Raw genomic sequence first — 17,217 nt, 5'->3', positions numbered from 1 at the left:
TAAACAAATACTAAATGGCAAAAATTTTAATAGTGGATGACGATGCCTCTATAGGTAACATGATTAAGGATATTCTTGAATTTAAGGATCACGAGGTAACCCTTTCACAGAAGCCATTGGAGACCAGGGAAAATATTATTGATAACGATATTGATCTGGTGCTACTGGACAAGTTGATTTCTGGTGTGGATGGAACCGAAGTATGTTCAGCATTAAAAAAAGATGAGGAAGTTGCACAGGTCCCGGTTATAATGATGTCTGCATTGCATAATGCAGCAGAGACCTGTAAGGAAGCCGGTGCTGTGGACTTTATTTCCAAACCCTTTGATATGGAAATGCTTCTTTCCAGAATAGATAGTGTTTTAAAGACAAAAGCAAATACTGATAGTTAGTAACTCTCAATAGAATCTTACCTTTTTCTGCGGTCTTTCTGATTCCGGATGGAAATAGTGATAGCGGTTAAAGGGAAAATTTTATTCTCTTTTTGTTGCTTTTGAGGATATTTATAATGAAAAAGTTCCCAACGTTTGTTTTTGTATTCCAGCGCAGTTAAATTTTCGATCCAGTCGCCGGAATTTAAATAGAGACAGGTGCCTTTTTCATTGGTTTTTCTAATAATTTTGGGTTGATGAATGTGACCGCAGATCACGAATTTGTAATTATTTTCAATAGCCAGATCGGCAGCTGTTTTTTCAAAATCATGAACTGATTTTACAGCAGTTTTTACGCTGTTTTTTATCTTACCGGAAAGTGAGTACTTCTTTTTGCCCATTTTCACTAAGGTCCAGTTGAGAACGCTGTTAAATCGAATGAGCAAATCGTATCCCCAGCCTCCAAATTTTGCAAGCCATTTAGCGTGCTTTATGGAAACATCAAATACATCTCCATGGAAAAACCAGGCTTTTTTGCCATTAAGATCAAGCACCAGTTTATCTACGACACTAAATCCACCAAGTTTTGTATCACTGAACTTTCTTAACATGTCATCATGATTTCCGGTGATATAAATAACTTCAGTACCCTGACTACTTAAATCGATAATTTTCTTAATTACTTCCAGGTGAGCTTTTGGAAAATAGCTTTTTCGAAATTGCCAGATGTCAATAATATCGCCATTCAGGATTAATTTTTCAGGATGAATGCTGTCCAGATAGTCACAGAGCTCTGTAGCTTGACATCCAAAGGTGCCAAGATGCACATCAGAAATAACTACAATATCAAGCTTTCTCTTTTGTGGCAATATTTTCAGATTTAATATTTTCTAAATTTCAGGCCTTATTTTTTAAAAAGCTTTAGCAGGTAATTACGAAAATATTACCTATACTTTAAAAAGTTGCCCTCTGTATTATGTGAAGATTAATTGAAATTAGCCTTTCAAAAGTGGGGCTAAAAAATTACATTTGTTCAAAATCACAACTATGGCGGGGAATTCCTTCGGAAAACTTTTTAGACTTACCACTTTTGGAGAGTCACACGGGCAGGCAATTGGAGGAGTTATAGATGGCTGTCCGGCCGGACTAAAACTCGATTTAGAAAAAATTCAGAATGAATTGAACCGCCGTCGCCCGGGACAGTCGGCGATTGTTACCCAAAGAAAGGAACCGGATACGGTAGAATTTCTTTCGGGGATTTTTGAAGAACAGACAACAGGTACACCAATTGGTTTTGTTATTAAAAATGCTAATCAGAAATCGAAAGATTATTCGCATATAAAAGACACTTACAGACCTTCTCACGCAGATTATACCTACGATGAGAAATACGGTGTAAGGGACTACCGCGGGGGCGGAAGATCCTCTGCTCGTGAAACGGCCTGCAGGGTTGTGGCCGGTGCACTTGCAAAACAAATATTATCTGATATTAAAATTACTGCATATACCGCTTCTGTGGGAGAAATTGAACTCCATAAAAATCATAAAGAACTAGATTTTAGCGTGATTGAAACTAATCCCGTGAGATGTCCAGATACCGCAACTGCAGAGAAAATGGAATCTTATATTAAAGAAATTCGTGCAGAAGGGGATACTGTGGGAGGAACGGTGCAATGTGTAATTAAGAACGTTCCGAAAGGGCTGGGAGAACCTGTATTTGACAAATTGCATGCAGAACTGGGAAAGGCCATGCTTTCCATAAACGCTGTAAAAGGTTTTGAGTATGGCAGCGGATTTGAAGGTACAAAAATGAAAGGGAGCCAACACAACGACATTTTCAATAATGACGGCTCTACGAGAACCAATCTTAGCGGAGGTATACAGGGTGGTATTTCTAATGGAATGGACATCTACTTTAATGTAGCTTTTAAGCCTGTCGCAACTATAATGCAAAATCAGGAAACGATTAATGCACAAGGTGAATCTGTGGAAATGCAGGGAAAAGGAAGACATGATCCATGCGTGGTGCCAAGGGCTGTACCGATAGTGGAAGCAATGGCTGCATTAGTTATTGTAGATTATCTGCTTCAGAACAAGACATCAAAACTATAATTCTATTTTTGAAATAGCGCTACTATGAAGAAACTTGCACTGCATTGGCAGATATTATTGGGAATGGCTGCGGGAGTCGTCTTTGCATTAATATTAACCAATTTTAGCTGGGGAGCAGAATTTGTAAGCGACTGGATCAAACCTTTCGGAAACATTTTTATAAATGCTCTTAAGTTAATTGCAGTACCGCTTATTCTGGCATCGCTTATTAAAGGAATATCAGATCTAAAAGATATTTCCAAGCTTTCCAAGATGGGAACAAGAACTATAGTTACCTATATTATCACAACAGTCATAGCGGTTTCCATAGGTTTGGGAATGGTAAACCTCATAAAACCCGGAAGCTCCATTTCTGAAGATACACGACAGGATTTGCTTACAAGTTATGAAGGGGATGCCTCTGGAGTACAGTTAAACGCAGCAAAGCAAAAAGAAGCAGGACCTTTACAAGCCCTGGAAGACCTTGTGCCGAGCAACATTTTTGCTGCTGCCGGCGACAACGCCAATATGCTGCAGGTAATATTTTTTGCTATTTTCTTTGCAATAGGATTAATTCTAATACCTGAAAAAACAGCCAAGCCGGTTAAAGATTTTTTCGATGGATTTAATGAGGTTATTCTTAAAATGATCGATCTCATTATGCTTGCCGCTCCTTATGGGGTCTTTGCTTTACTGGCTGCTTTGGTAGTGGAGTCACCAAGTGCAGATCTTTTTGCGGCTCTGGCAATGTATGCTTTAACCGTTCTAATAGGGCTGGCATTAATGATAGGAGTCTATGTGCTTTTGGTTTGGATTTTCACAAAAAATACTCCGGCGTTTTTTATTAACGGAATTGCGCCCGCTCAGCTTTTAGCCTTTTCAACCAGTTCCAGTGCGGCTACTTTACCTGTAACCATGGAAAGGGTAGAGGAGCATATGGGTGTGCATAGAGAGGTTACAAGCTTTGTTCTTCCGATTGGTGCAACAATTAATATGGATGGTACAAGTCTCTATCAGGCCGTAGCTGCAGTTTTTATTGCACAGGCCTTTGGAATGGACCTTACTTTGGGAGCTCAATTAGGAATTATAGCCACGGCAACTTTAGCATCTATAGGCTCTGCCGCAGTGCCCGGTGCAGGCATGGTGATGCTGGTTATCGTGCTGGCTCAGGCAGGGATTCCTGAAGCAGGACTTGCATTAATTTTTGCTGTAGACCGTCCTCTGGATATGTGCAGGACGATGGTGAACGTGACCGGTGATGCTGCCGTATCTCTAATGGTAGCAAAATCTGTAGATAAAATGGGTGAGCCGAATGTGAAAGATTGGGATGACAATTACACCGAAGAAGAAAATACCTCTAGTCCAAAAATTTAGATTTTAATTCCGGAGTGGGGATCATACAGCTTTCTTTTTTACCATACCATTTATAGCGGTTTTTGGCTACAAAATCGTAAAGCAGATCGCGAAAGCTTTCAGGTAAAGCAAGGAAATTCTTTAGTAAAGAATAACCTCCGGAAAGTTCTCTGGAAATTTCCAAAGCGGCCGTAGATTTTCTGTAATAGGCGACTCCGGGTTCAATTAAAACCACAGAATCCAGCTCTTCCGGATCCAAACCTCTCTCCGCAATAAGTTTTTGTCCGAATTCACTTTGCAAAGAAGCAAATCGAAAAACATCTTTTCTATCGTGCTCGATTATAAATTTCACTGCACCATCACAAAGATTACAGACTCCGTCAAAGAGGATTATTTTCTTATTTTTTGGTAGTGCATCCATTGCCTAACATTATTAAATCCTAAAAATTTTAATGGTATTCCTTTTCTTTTTTAAAAAGTCTAATGCCTATTCTAGTTATATGTTCAATTAATCTCTCCTCTTTAATGTGATAGTAATTCACAAAATCAAATTTATAGGGTAAATAAAGATCATCCATATGAATGGAAATCTCCAGAATATCATTCAGTTTGAGATTTTTTCCTACCAGAGCAATATCAATGTCTGAAGCTGCTTTAAAATTACCTTTTGCCCTGGATCCAAACAGAATAGCTTCTTCGACGTTTTCATTGTCTTCAATTACAGAAATAATTTCCTTTAGATCATTTTTCTCTAAACCATATTTATACGCTTTATTTTTCATTCCTTAAGAATCTTTTTCTTCATTAAGCTTTTGATAAAGATCACGAAACAATCCTATGTAGGAACTTCGTATATCAATAATTATCTCTTTAGCTGTTTCTTCATTATAGGTATGACTGGTTAAATTTCTGCTTTTATGCATTTTCATCCATCCTTTTCCATCATCCAAAAATCCATCCTGGAAACCTTGTTCAATTACCGGGCGGGGGCCAATAATGTCCACGTAACCCTTGTCTTTCAGTAAATCCTGTAAAGTTTTCCAACTCAATTCATAAGTATATTCAAAAGCTTTAATGAGACCTTGTTCTTCCATCTCATTAAGCTCTTTTTCAGAAACAAATTTTTCCAGCTGTTTATATACTTTGCTGAAATTGTGAAATCTTTGCTTCCACCGGACATCCATCGTTATAATAACTAATTAATTGATATTAAAGATACAATATTTTCTATGAGGCTATTTTTTCATTGCCTGAACCAGTTCCAATTGATCTATGGAAACCGAAGTGGTAAACATCCCGTAATTCACTATCGCTTTCCCTTTCTCGATCTTATCTAGTGTACCAACAGATTTACTGTCTTCCAGCCTTACGCGATCTCCAATTCTAAGTGTCGCTTTCGGTTTATTGGCTTCTTTTTTGGCTACAGCTTTCTGTTTCTCTTTTTCTTCCTTTTTCTGCTTTCTTATCGGCTCAATTTTCTTCGCTACTTCCTGCTGAACTTTTTTCTCTTCGGCTTTTTTCGCTCTTCTTTGTTTAGCCGATTCTTTTTTACGTTTGGAATTTTCAATTTCCACCAGCTTTAGGAACTCACCAATAAGTTCTTTTTTCTTTTTATCAACAAAGTATTTTTCGCTTATATCATTAATTTTTTGACCAATGTATATAAGACGCTGATTGGTATCAAAAAGCTCCTGATAACTCTCCAATTTCTGCTGAACGCGGGTATTTGTTTCTTCCAGCTTATCCTTTTCTTTAGCAGCTTTTATTTCCTTATCCTTTAAAGAATCGGTGGTTTTCTGAAGGTTAGACCTCTCCTTTTGAAGTTTAGCTATACTCTGGTCAAACCTAATTTTTCCGCGCTCCACTTTCTTTTTAGAACGATTAATTAAACTGAAAGGGATTCCGTTTTTCTGGGCAACTTCAAAGGTGAAAGAACTTCCTGCTTCTCCCACGCGCAGTTTAAACATGGGCTCCAAACTTTGGGAATCAAACAACATATTGGCGTTGCTCATATCTGGCAATTCTCCCGCCAACTTCTTTAAGTTTGCGTAATGCGTGGTAAGAATTCCGAAGGATTCCTTTTCATAGAAAACTTCAAGGAAAGTTTCAGCCAGGGCGCCACCAAGTTCAGGATCACTTCCGGTACCAAATTCATCGATAAGAAAGAGCGTATTTTCGTCACATTTCCGAAGAAATTTTTTCATATTCTTCAGTCGGTAACTGTAGGTGCTTAAATGATTTTCAATGGACTGATTATCTCCAATATCTGTCAGAATCTTATCGAAAAATGACATTCTGCTGTACTCGTGTACCGGAACAAGAATTCCGCTCTGCAGCATTAACTGAAGCAAACCTACGGTTTTCAGCGTGATACTTTTTCCACCGGCATTGGGTCCTGAAATTACAATTATCCTGTTATCCTTGGCCATTTCAATAGTCTGCGGATAGGTTTTCTTGCCTGTTCTTTTATTGGAAAGGAGCAGCAAGGGGTGATAAGCATCTTTTAACTGAATTTCCCTGTCCTCAGAAATCTTTGGGAGAATTCCGTCCACTTTGTCAGCGTACTTTGCTTTTGCAGAAATTACATCAATTTCACTTAGCAGTTCCTGATATTCTATGAGCAACTCACGGTAAGGCCGCACAAAATTAGTAAGTTCCTTTAAAATCCGGTTGATCTCTTCCTTTTCTTCATACTGAAGATTATTGAGTTCCCGTGTAAAATGAAATGTAGATTCCGGCTGAATGTAAACGATACTTCCGGTTTTGGAATTTCCCATAATTCCGCCCTTTACCTTCCTTCGGTACATGGCTTTAACGGCTAAAACACGCACGTTTTCAACAACACTTTCCTTAATTTCATCAAGATAACCATAGCCATTATAAGTGGTAAGAGCTGAAGTAAAACTGGAATTGATCTTTCCTTTTACCGAATTCATGGAACGCCTGGTTTCCTGCAACAGGGGAGAGGCGTCGTCTTTTATCTCACCAAATTTATCGACTACTTTTCCTATTCGCTCAATCAAATCAGTCGTATATTCTACTTCTGAAGTGGTTTGATAAAGTGAAGGATAAATTTCCCTGAATTTTCTGAAATATCGCAACTGCATATTGACAGTTTCAGAAATAGAAGCAATTTTCCTGAAGCCGCTAACTTCAAGAACAGAATCTTCAATGTTTAAAAGCTTTATTTCATTTTCTATGTTATCGAACCCGTGATTGGGAATCGGACTTTCCTGAGTTTTGGATTTTACATATTCGTTCGTTTGATGCAGTCCGAAATATGTCTTTTTATAAGTGAAATAAGGTTTTATTTCCAGGGCCTTTTCTTTCCCTTTTCCTGTGATACAAAGCGTGCTAATTTGCTCACGTACAACCGGAAATTCAAGATCAAGAAGACTCTTCGATGTGATTTTAATCATAGTAATTTTTCCCTACTTTTGAGGCTCTGCAAATTTACTCAATTATAATGAAGGTAGAAATAGCCCCAGGTTGGAAAAAAAAGTTAAATGAAGAATTTGAAAAACCTTATTTTCAGAATCTTGCTGCATTTGTAAAAGATGAATATGCAAACCATAAATGTTTTCCTGCCGGCAAGAATATTTTTGCTGCTTTTGAAAATTCAAAATTTGAAGAGACCAAAGTGGTTATCCTTGGACAGGATCCTTACCACGGAGTAGGACAGGCCCACGGACTCGCTTTTTCTGTAAAAGAAGATGTACAGGTGCCACCTTCGCTAAAAAATATCTTTAGGGAGATTGAAACCGACCTGGAAAAGCCTGTACCCGATAATGGCAATTTAGAGCGGTGGGCCAGACAGGGCGTTTTGCTACTAAATGCAACTTTAACCGTAAGAGCACACGAGGCAGGATCTCATCAAAACAAAGGTTGGGAGGAGTTTACAGACAGGGTTATAGAAATTGTTTCTGCAGAGAAGGAAAACGTGGTTTTTTTGCTTTGGGGTGGTTATGCCAAGAAAAAAGCGAAAAAAATTAATGCTTCAAAGCACCTCATTCTCACCAGCGGACATCCTTCGCCATTAAGCGCTAACAGAGGTTACTGGTTTGGCAATAAACACTTCAGTAAAACCAATGATTACCTGAAAAGCAAAGGAAAGGAACCTGTAGATTGGTAATTTGTTTTATTAGAAAAAAAGTCCAGCCCGAAATTTGGCAATTATCGACTTGTTTTGAAGTACGAGGTAAGAAGTAAGGAAATTATCTCTCTCAGCTTTAAACGTATTGTGAACGGAAACGTGTCAGGTTTTTTGAAACCTGACACGTTTGAAGACAAACTATTAGAAGAAGGAATTCTGAAAAGCTTTCGCTCTTTCTCTTCTATTAAGAATTATGCTGAAAATAGCAAATTCATCTACTGAGTTTTGAAACTGAAGCTGTTTTGCTGAAACCTACAAGGTTTCATCCAATCCTGCAAGGTCTTTTTTTGACCTTGTAGATGCTTTTTCATTATATAAATCCAAAATAGCATCAGACTTCACAGCGGAAACGTGTCAGGTTTTTAAAACCTGACACGTTTGAATAATGGTGAATTATTAAAATAAAGAGGGACTTGAAAATGGCAATTATCGGACTGCTGTTGTGGCAATATTTTAAAAAAGGTATTAGTGAAGTCTGAAGGAACTATGGACGTTAGCACCAGACCTCACAGGTTTTCAAAACCTGTGAAGTCTTAGATTCAGAAAAAAACAAGAACAAAGTTTGACAGTTATCGACCTGCTGTTTTCGAGATTTCTTAAAAAATATTAAGGGCCGAAAATTGACATTTTCGGCCCTTAATATTTTAATTTGCATTCATTTTTTTCTAAAACCTGTAGCCCAGGTTTACCATAAACTGACCGATAATTTCCGGGGCTGCATTATTAAATAAATTTCGTCCAATTCCGCCACTAAGATCAAGCAGAAACCCTCCTGAAGAAATAAATTTCCCACCAAGACCGAAACCTACGGCAAAATCGGTGTAGTCCTCTCTATCCCAGCTGGATTCTCCTGTAACAGAGTCGTAATAATAAGTGGATTCGTATTCTCCATTAGAAATCATTCCAAAGCCATGAACGTAGAAACCGCGGGCATAACTGGAACTAAAAAAGTGCTTATATTTTCCGGTAACCGAAACGTCCTTGTAGTAGGCCTCATCGTAATAATCATCTTTGTTAAGATGTAGAAATAACTCGGTAGACCAGGTGGAATTTTCAGTAATTACTCTTTCATAGGATAAGTCGAAAATTCCAAAAGCCACGAGATTAAATGCATTAAAACTTAATTCATTTTTTGTAATGTCACGCGTGTCGACTGGGGTGGTTTCTTCTTCAGTTGTTTGTGCAAGTGCAGTAAAACCGAGGCATAGGAATGCCAGCAGGCAGATAATTTTTTTCATTCTACGATGTATTGATTGATGATGTTAAAACTGCTGCAAACTATGTAATATTTCTGAACTTTTGACTTTTTTGTTTATAAGATTTAACTGGATTAATTTCTCCTGAACTTCAGTTAATTCTGACTCAGATAGTTGGCTGTTGCTCCAGTTTGTAAGTTTTAACCATTTCCTGATATCTTCCAGCTTTTGATCATAGCGTTCAGCTAACATTACATCTATTCCTGGAATTTCTTTGAAACCTGCTGTTTTGTTGTTCAAAACATTCAGCATGGTTTTAATTCGCCGGGAATCGTATTTTAAAACTTCATCCCTAACTGCAATTACAAAGCAGGGCCACGGGGTAGGGCAGTCTGCAATTAATCTGAAGGTATGATTATCTACCAGCGGCTTTGTGGTAAAATGTTCCCACATAAAATATTGTGCTTTATCCTCGTTTAAAGCTTTAACAGCACCATCGATATCTTTTACGATCTCAAAATCGAGATCATCAACATTCCAATTATTATTTTGAGCATTTACATAAGCCATTAAATGAGAACCGGAACCTTCCCTACTAATCGCAGCTTTGGTATGCTGGAGGTCTGTACTGTTTTTATAAGGGGAATCGGCGGCTACATGTATCCCCCAGATGAGTGGTGAACCTATGTAAGTTTGTACTACTTTTGCATCGTTTCCATTTATGATGTCCCGTGTGATCCCTTCAGTTAAAATAACGGCTGCGTCTATTTCTCCGGAACGAAGGGCATTATTCATATCACCTGTACCGCCCGGGAAATCTTTCCAGATCACGTTTATCTCCTCTTTATTGAAGTCATTTCCTTCTATGCACAAATGCCACGGAAGGTTAAAATGCTCTGGTACACCGCCAATTCTTATGGATTTCATGAAGTATGTTTTTCTTTTAAGTACTTATACATTTCGTACTGTGAGCGTACGGCTTTTTCCCCTTCAACACGTTCTACATATCTATTTTCTTCAGAAGCGTCCTGAACTCTGGCTTTCACATTATCTTCAAGCTGTATAGCCAGCAGTTCTTTAAATTCTTGCGCAACGTCTTTATCCAGAACCGGAGAAATAACCTCGATTCTTCTATCAAGATTTCTGCTCATGAGATCTGCACTTCCATAGTAGATTTTTTCGTCCCCGTCATTTTCGAAAATATAGATCCTGCCATGTTCCAGGTATCGATCCACCACACTCGTCATATAAATATTTTCACTTATTCCTTTAATTCCAGGGATAAGGCAGGTAAATCCTCGTACTAACAACCTTATTTTGACACCAGCATTACTGGCTTTATAAAGAAGTTCCACCATCTCAGGATCTTCCAGGCTATTCATTTTAGCAGTAATTTTTGCTTTCTTTCCTTCCCTGACATTTTCTATCTCATTATAGATAAGCTTTGTAAATTCCTGTCGGGTCGAAAACGGGGATATTAAGAGGTTCTTTTCCCTCGGAACTATTAATTCTCCTTCCAGAACTTTAAAAAGCCTTAGCAGCTCCTTCGCTATCTTTTGATTGGCAGTGAAAATGGCGTGATCACAGTAAATTTCGGAAGTTTCGCTATTAAAATTCCCGGTACCTATGTAGGAATAATTTACACTCTCGCCATTTTCCATTCTTTGGATAAGCATTATTTTAGAATGAACCTTTACCTTAGGATAACTGTAAATTACATTAGCTCCTTTTTCCTCAAATTTTCTTCCCCAGATAATGTTGTTTTTCTCATCAAAACGTGCTTTTGCTTCAACGAAGACAGTAACATTTTTTCCCATTTCAAGAGCTTCAAGAAGACAGGAAGTCAGTTTAGATTCATCAGCAACGCGATACAGTGAAATTTTAATATCTGTTACGTCCTTATCCTGAACGGCCTGTTCAAGGAAATTCTCTACATAATCAAAAGACATATATGGAAAATGTAAGGCTTGATCCTTTTCTGCAATTGCAGAAAAATAATCGTCAGATTTCTCGAGTACTTTGTGAGGAATAGGAGGGAGCTTCTCAAAATGAAGTTCAGGATTATTTGTAGGATCGGGAAAGGAGAAAAAATCATTAAAATTATGATATTTCCCCCCCGGCATCATATCTATTTTCCCCAGGTTAAGAAGCTTCCGTGTTTTTTTCTGCACTTCTTTAGGCATTTTGGCATCATGAAGTAGTCGGGTAGGTTGACCGCTGGTTCGCTGCTTCAGGGAGTCATAGATTTTTTCAGCTAAAGGACCATCGTATATATCGTCAATGTAAAGTTCGGCATCCCTGGAAAGTTTGATTTCATAAATTCCGGTAATCTCCTCCTCTGGAAATATGGTGTGCAGCTCAAAACGCACAATTTCGTCCAAGAAAGTAATAGTCTTCTGATTTTTATCTTTTAGCTCTACAAATCTTCCGCAGGAATCCACGGGAATGTTTACCAGCCCAAATTTATTTTCGTTTTTAAAAGTTACGAGAAAATAAAGCGTAGCATTTTCAAGGAAAAGATCATTTTCTTTATCCAGATTTAAAAGTCTAAATTTTATATGTTTCGAAATTTTCTTCTGAAATAGATTTACGGCGAACTTCTTTTGTTCGGCATTAAAATGCGAAGATTCAATTAAATAAATATCGTGGTAGGCAAGTTCCGGAATTATTTGCTTATAATAGATATCCCCAAATTTCTCTTGCTGTCGTTTTACTTCTTCAAGAATTTCCTTAGTTAATTTCGTGGGCTTTAAGGCAAGTTTTTTTCTCAGGCTTTTTTCAACCTTCTTCATTTGCCGAAGTTGCGAAACCCTTACCCTGAAATATTCATCTAAATTTGAAGAGAAAATTGCCAGAAAACGAATACGTTCATATAAAGGATTCAATTTATCTTCGGCTTCCTGCAAAACCCTTTCGTTAAAGCTCAACCAGTTAAGGTCACGATGTCTATAGTGGCTTCTTTCAGGTTCCTGCATAAATTCGTTTTAGCTCAAAAATACAAAGAAGGCACCTCTATGGGTTTAATTTTCTGTTAATTTAGAAGTTATCCGGCAAGCCTCTCCAGGCAATAAGCTATCAGCCCATCGACTACCAATTTCGGGTCTTCACTGAATTCTCCTGTAGCGCGATTGGCAATTACTGCATTCATGGAAACTGCTCTGTGACCCAATAATTTTGATAAACCGTAAATTCCTGAAGTTTCCATTTCGAGATTTGTGATCCTTTGGCCTTTATAAGAAAATTCTGAAAGTTTTCTATTCATTTCCGGATCCTGTAGTGCGAGTCGTAAAATTCTCCCTTGCGGACCATAAAATCCCACGTTTGTAGCTGTAATTCCTTTATGAACTTCTTTAGAATTCAGTTTTTCGGCAAGATCTTCATCATTCCCCACAACGTATGGCGCAGATTTCTTCGGAAACCAATCCAGGTGCTTCACAAGCGCTTCAGCAAACTCCAGATCCTGGATATGGTTGCTGTCGTAGAAATGAAGGAGAGAATCAAATCCAACTCCGGCTTTACTCATTAAAAAAGAATCAACAGGAACATCCGGTTGAATAGAGCCAGTGGTTCCAATCCTGATAATGTCCAGTTGTCTTAGGTCTTTTTTTAGTGTTCTCTTCTCAAAATCGATATTCACCAGCGCATCCAGTTCATTAAAAACAATATCTATATTATCTGTTCCTATTCCGGTAGAAATCACGCTAAGACGCTTTCCTTTATAGGTGCCGGTTTGGGTATGGAATTCCCTTTTTCTTACCTTATATTCTATATTATCAAAATGTGCGGCTACTTTATCTACCCTGTCAGGATCCCCAACCACAATTATGGTATCTGCCAGGTGTTCGGGTAGAAGATTGAGGTGATATATACTACCGTCGATATTTAGTATTAATTCTGAAGCTGCTAAACTCATATTACAGTTTTAATAAGCGATGGGATTCTGATTCGTATAAGAAGTCGTACATTTTTGCACCGCCAAAATATTCATTGTTATTAAGATCCCTGTAAAAATTCTTGTTTCCTTCCATAACCGCTTCCCCTTTCTTGGATAGAATTACGCGCTCGTCTTCTACCAGATAAAAATCCTGAAGTTTTTTCAACAACCGCTGCATTTGATCGTCACTATATCCATAATATCCCTGATACTCAAGGGCATATCCCAGAAGTTGATTTTCTGAAGAAATCATATTTCGCTGAACGATCGCCAGAATGTTTCGTTCCAGGGAGTTTATCCCGGTTTTACTGTTAGGAAAACGCTCTATGTGAGCACGTATACAACTGGACAGGTATTCAAAATTGCTATGCTTTTTTATTTGTGCCTTTAATTGCAGAGGATTATTACTACAATAAAGCTCCCATATATAAACTGCTGTTTGTAAATCATCAGAAGTAAGAGGAATTTTACAGTTATAATGATTGTGTAACTGCTTTGCATTGAGTTGTGTAAGTGGTTTATGTCCATTTTCACCATTCAGTTTTTTGCTGCAAACCAGGTACATGGGCACTTCCCCCTTCTGGTTAAGAAAATAACTAATTGCAGCAATCATATTTATATGGCAGAAAAGATCAAATTCAAACCACAGAATAACTTCCTCATATCCCTCAAGTTCACGAAGTTTTTCCAGCTGAGAAATAAATTTTTCCTCGTAATCTCCAGGTGAAATATCATAAGTGTCTCCTACAAATTTTTTCCTGACTTCTATAAATTCGTTACTTCCCACTTCCTGAACAGTAGGACCTTCGCAAAGGAGTTCCCTCCATACAATAACTTCTCCCGGAATATCCAGTTCCATCATTTTTGCGGCAAGACCGTCTCCGTTAATTATATGTATCGTTTTACTGCCCATAGTTTAAATAAAAAAAACGTGCTGAAGATTATCCTCCAACACGCTTTACATTATATCCTTCTTTTCTCAAGATCTCCATGATTTTTTCACGGTCATCACCCTGAATGATGATTTCACCGTCTTTAGTGGAACCGCCAACACCACATTTCTTCTTCAGCTTTTTTCCTAAAGCTATCAATTCTTCTTCAGGTCCTATAAAACCTTTAATTATTGTAACAGTTTTTCCGCCGCGCCCTTTATTGCTAAAATGCGCCTCTAATTCCTGATCTCCGGGATTTAGTTCTTCCTGTTGTTCGTTATCTGTAAATTCGTTCTCATCAAAATTGTCATTGGTTGAAAAAACGAATCCTCCCAGATCTTCAAGTCCCATTTTTTTCTTTGCCATAACTTATTTTTTGAGCAATCCGATTTCTACAAGCCGCTGGTGTAAAAACTCCCCTGCGGTGATATCTTCATATTGTTTTGGGTTATTTTCATCTATACATTCTTCTAAGCAGTCCAATGGCATTTCGCTCCTTGGATGTAAAAAGAAAGGTATTGAATATCTTGGCTTGTCCCATTCCTCTTTAGGAGGGTTTACAACCCGGTGAACGGTAGAACGAAGTTTGTTATTGGTATGTCGTTCCAGCATGTCACCAACGTTTATCACAAGTTCATCTTCCTGAGGAATGGCATCTATCCATTCGCCATCTTTTCTAAGCACCTGCAATCCACCTGTAGATGCCCCCATAAGTAAAGTGATAAGATTAATATCACCATGAGCTCCGGCACGAACTGCTCCTTTCGGCTCTTCGGTAATAGGAGGGTAGTGGATTGGCCTTAATATGCTGTTTCCGTTGCTTGCCCAATGATCGAAATATGTTTCTTTAAGTCCAATATGAAGAGCAAGAGCCCTCAAAACAAATATTCCGGTTTTTTCGAGCATTCTATAAGCTTCCATGCCTACATGATTAAAATCTTTAAGCTCTTCAACCTGAACATTCTTAGGATATTCTTCGGTAAGATTGGCATCTTCTGCAGGTTCCTGGCCAAAATGCCAGAATTCCTTTAGATCACCTTCCTTTTTACCTTTTGCATGTTCTTTTCCGAAGGAAATATATCCGCGTTGTCCTGCCAAACCTTCAATTTCATATTTCTTCTTGGTTTCCAGTGGAAGATCAAAAAAGGATTTTACTTCCTTATATAGTTCTTCTACAAGCTTGTCGCTTAAAAAATGGTTCTTCAATGCAACAAAACCTATTTCCTCATAAGCCCTGCCAATTTGATCAACAAATTTTTGTTTCCTTTTAAGATCATCAGATAAAAAATCGGCCAGATCTACACTGGGAATATTGTTCATAGCCATTATTGTGTGGTTTTTTGTGTAATAATCAATCAAAGTTAAATAAATTAAGCGAGATGCCGTAGCTTTTTAATCTTCCTTAGCTCTTTTTGATTATATCAGAAAATAGCTGTTGTATTTCCGTTCCGTAGCCATACTTGCATTTTTTCTAAAACAGAAAAAATGAAATAAAAAAGAGGAGCCCGAAAAATGGCAAATATCGACAGTCATATTAGGAGGCGAAAAAATTAAAGGCAGAGATGGCCTCATTCTCCTAATTGTATAAAAGAAGTTGCTGAATTAATAGAACATTAATAATTTAACAAGTTTCACCTGATATTTTTAATATTTCTTAACAGAGTCTCTGTTAAAGTATTAATAATCTTTTGTTCACCGGAAACTCCTGACCTAATTTAGATCTATCTAATCAATTAAAACCAATTATTATGATACGTCTAATTATCATTTTTTTAATCATTGCTATAATCGCTGCAATATTTGGATTTGGTGGTATAGCAGAGGGAGCTGCTGATATTGCCCAGATTATTTTCTGGATCTTTGTAGTTCTTCTGGTAATATCTCTATTGAGCAGGTTATTTAGAAGATAGGACTAAATTTAATATTATTAAATCCAATGTAGATCAACATATGATCTACATTGGGTTTTTACTTTAAACCCAAAACAACAATGAAAAAGATACTAACTGTATTGACATTTGCTATCCTAATCGCCGCCTGCGGCCCCAGCAAAGTAGCAAGAGAAGCGCGTAAAACGTTTAAAGGAGATTGGACGCTTACAAGTGTTACTTATCCTCAAAACACAGGTACTTTTAATGTGACCCTGCTAAACGATGCCTCGGCTTCGTGCTTTGAAAATAGTACCTGGAACTTTGTGTCCAACAACAATCAGGGAACGTATACATTACAGGGTGCTAACTGTAGCACAGGACAAAGATATTTTAATTGGTCTATAGATGAAGAAAATACACCCCAGGGTGTATACGACTTTCTCCTGAAACCAACAGATGAAAATGCGAACTCCACTACAGGAGGACAGGGCTTCAGATTAAACCTTCGAAGTTTAAGCGAAAACGATATGGTTTGGGAACAAACCGTCACTCTTGAAGGTAAGCCTTTCGTAATTAGAATGAACTTTACTAAAATTTAAAAAAGAACAAATTATGAGAAGTAGAATGCTAAATAAGTTTACCGCAGTTTTTTTTGCAGCCAGCATGCTATTTGCCTGTGACGCTACAAGAAATGCGAATAATAAACAAAAAGGAGCCGTGATTGGAGCCGGTAGTGGCGCTGTAATTGGCGGAGTTATAGGTAATAATACCGGCGATGGAAATACCGCCCTGGGAGCAATTATTGGTGGGGTTGTTGGTGGTGCTGCCGGTGGTTACATTGGTAGTCGAATGGATAAACAAGCAAAAGAAATTGAACAGGAAATTCCTGGTGCCGAAGTAGAACGTGTAGGAGAAGGAATCAACGTTACTTTTGATGAAAGCAGCGGAGTTTATTTTGCTACGGATAAATCAGATATTTCCGGTGAGTCTCGTGAAACCCTTAATAAACTCGCAAATATTTTAAAAGAATATCCAGATACCAATATTCTGGTTGAAGGACATACAGATGACAGAGGGGCAGAAAGTTACAATCTTACCCTTTCTAAGAACAGGGCGCAGGCTGTAACTAATTACCTTGTCACCAATGGAGGTATTGCCCAGGGAAGGTTAACTACAAACTGGTACGGTGAATCTCAGCCGAAGTACGACAACACAACGGCAGAAGGTCGGGCTAAAAACCGTAGGGTAGAGTTAGCAATTGTGGCTAGTGACGAATTGAAGCAAGAAGCGCAAGAGGCAACTTCAGAAAATTAATA

Annotated in this window: 19 protein-coding genes; 7 read left to right on the top strand and 12 right to left on the bottom strand. The window is 38.0% G+C overall.

The genetic code is table 11. The features are described 5' to 3' along the window. Positions 1–14 precede the first annotated feature (14 nt). Positions 15–392, top strand: a complete 378-nt coding sequence (locus RM545_RS13245) for a response regulator (RefSeq protein WP_311495760.1) — start codon at positions 15–17, stop codon at positions 390–392. A gap of 17 nt (positions 393–409) precedes the next feature. On the opposite strand, the gene RM545_RS13240 is transcribed toward RM545_RS13245, so the two are convergent. Beyond that, positions 410–1,240 (bottom strand): UDP-2,3-diacylglucosamine diphosphatase, encoded by an 831-nt coding sequence (locus tag RM545_RS13240; RefSeq protein WP_311495759.1) that lies wholly within the window; start codon positions 1,238–1,240, stop codon positions 410–412. A 178-nt stretch (positions 1,241–1,418) separates the two neighbouring features. Here RM545_RS13240 and aroC point away from each other — a divergent pair, with 178 nt between their 5' ends. Together aroC and RM545_RS13230 are read left to right on the top strand one after the other, a co-directional pair. Further along, positions 1,419–2,483, top strand: coding sequence for a chorismate synthase (gene aroC / locus RM545_RS13235; protein ID WP_311495758.1), 1,065 nt, complete (start codon positions 1,419–1,421; stop codon positions 2,481–2,483). Between the two features lie 24 nt (positions 2,484–2,507). Beyond that, a complete protein-coding gene (locus tag RM545_RS13230) occupies positions 2,508–3,836 on the top strand; it encodes a dicarboxylate/amino acid:cation symporter (protein ID WP_311495757.1) in 1,329 nt (442 codons plus the stop codon). Here RM545_RS13230 and RM545_RS13225 read toward each other — a convergent pair. The 4 genes from RM545_RS13225 to RM545_RS13210 are packed head-to-tail and all read right to left on the bottom strand — an operon-like array spanning position 3,820 to position 7,234. Further along, positions 3,820–4,236 carry a thiol-disulfide oxidoreductase DCC family protein gene (locus RM545_RS13225; protein WP_311495756.1) on the bottom strand — a complete coding sequence of 139 codons (417 nt, stop codon included), beginning with the start codon at positions 4,234–4,236 and terminating at the stop codon, positions 3,820–3,822. The two genes, RM545_RS13230 and RM545_RS13225, sit on opposite strands and share 17 nt — an antisense overlap. A 28-nt stretch (positions 4,237–4,264) precedes the next feature. Then, positions 4,265–4,597, bottom strand: coding sequence for a nucleotidyltransferase domain-containing protein (locus RM545_RS13220; RefSeq protein WP_311495755.1), 333 nt, complete (start codon positions 4,595–4,597; stop codon positions 4,265–4,267). Between the two features lie 3 nt (positions 4,598–4,600). Beyond that, entirely contained in the window at positions 4,601–4,999 is a 399-nt protein-coding gene (locus RM545_RS13215; RefSeq protein WP_311495754.1) for a nucleotidyltransferase substrate binding protein, read from the bottom strand. Between the two features lie 51 nt (positions 5,000–5,050). Further along, positions 5,051–7,234 (bottom strand): endonuclease MutS2, encoded by a 2,184-nt coding sequence (locus RM545_RS13210; RefSeq protein WP_311495753.1) that lies wholly within the window; start codon positions 7,232–7,234, stop codon positions 5,051–5,053. Positions 7,235–7,281: 47 nt separating this feature from the next. Here RM545_RS13210 and RM545_RS13205 point away from each other — a divergent pair, with 47 nt between their 5' ends. After that, complete coding sequence (locus RM545_RS13205; protein ID WP_311495752.1) at positions 7,282–7,947, top strand: uracil-DNA glycosylase; 666 nt, start codon at positions 7,282–7,284, stop codon at positions 7,945–7,947. Between the two features lie 686 nt (positions 7,948–8,633). Here RM545_RS13205 and RM545_RS13200 read toward each other — a convergent pair. The 7 genes from RM545_RS13200 to RM545_RS13170 form a co-directional block, all read right to left on the bottom strand. Continuing rightward, positions 8,634–9,206: a WW domain-containing protein gene (locus RM545_RS13200; RefSeq protein WP_311495751.1), complete on the bottom strand. Its 573-nt coding sequence runs from the start codon at positions 9,204–9,206 to the stop codon at positions 8,634–8,636. 24 nt (positions 9,207–9,230) lie between these two features. Then, a complete protein-coding gene (locus RM545_RS13195) occupies positions 9,231–10,091 on the bottom strand; it encodes a substrate-binding domain-containing protein (protein WP_311495750.1) in 861 nt (286 codons plus the stop codon). Then, positions 10,088–12,139 (bottom strand): polyphosphate kinase 1, encoded by a 2,052-nt coding sequence (gene ppk1 / locus RM545_RS13190; protein WP_311495749.1) that lies wholly within the window; start codon positions 12,137–12,139, stop codon positions 10,088–10,090. Before ppk1 ends, RM545_RS13195 begins: the two co-directional genes overlap by 4 nt. A 68-nt stretch (positions 12,140–12,207) precedes the next feature. Then, positions 12,208–13,077 (bottom strand): nucleoside phosphorylase, encoded by an 870-nt coding sequence (locus RM545_RS13185; protein WP_311495748.1) that lies wholly within the window; start codon positions 13,075–13,077, stop codon positions 12,208–12,210. Between the two features lies 1 nt (position 13,078). Next, positions 13,079–14,011, bottom strand: coding sequence for a DUF1835 domain-containing protein (locus RM545_RS13180; RefSeq protein ID WP_311495747.1), 933 nt, complete (start codon positions 14,009–14,011; stop codon positions 13,079–13,081). A gap of 28 nt (positions 14,012–14,039) precedes the next feature. Then, entirely contained in the window at positions 14,040–14,396 is a 357-nt protein-coding gene (locus tag RM545_RS13175) for a translation initiation factor (RefSeq protein ID WP_311495746.1), read from the bottom strand. A gap of 3 nt (positions 14,397–14,399) precedes the next feature. Next, positions 14,400–15,350, bottom strand: coding sequence for an isopenicillin N synthase family dioxygenase (locus RM545_RS13170; protein ID WP_311495779.1), 951 nt, complete (start codon positions 15,348–15,350; stop codon positions 14,400–14,402). A 428-nt stretch (positions 15,351–15,778) separates the two neighbouring features. Between RM545_RS13170 and RM545_RS13165 the strand changes: the two genes are divergently transcribed. The 3 genes from RM545_RS13165 to RM545_RS13155 all read left to right on the top strand — a co-directional run bounded on the left by RM545_RS13165 (position 15,779) and on the right by RM545_RS13155 (position 17,215). Further along, positions 15,779–15,940, top strand: coding sequence for a DUF1328 family protein (locus tag RM545_RS13165; RefSeq protein WP_311485615.1), 162 nt, complete (start codon positions 15,779–15,781; stop codon positions 15,938–15,940). 80 nt (positions 15,941–16,020) lie between these two features. Continuing rightward, positions 16,021–16,500, top strand: a complete 480-nt coding sequence (locus RM545_RS13160; RefSeq protein ID WP_311495745.1) for a lipocalin family protein — start codon at positions 16,021–16,023, stop codon at positions 16,498–16,500. A gap of 25 nt (positions 16,501–16,525) precedes the next feature. Continuing rightward, complete coding sequence (locus RM545_RS13155) at positions 16,526–17,215, top strand: YiaD family glycine zipper/OmpA-like lipoprotein (protein ID WP_489752650.1); 690 nt, start codon at positions 16,526–16,528, stop codon at positions 17,213–17,215. Positions 17,216–17,217: the final 2 nt, after the last annotated feature.

The sequence above is a fragment of the Autumnicola lenta genome (assembly GCF_031846515.1).
Classification (GTDB): domain Bacteria; phylum Bacteroidota; class Bacteroidia; order Flavobacteriales; family Flavobacteriaceae; genus Autumnicola; species Autumnicola lenta.
Note: the sequence above shows the minus strand (reverse complement) of the source record. Positions and strands in the feature narration are given on the sequence as shown.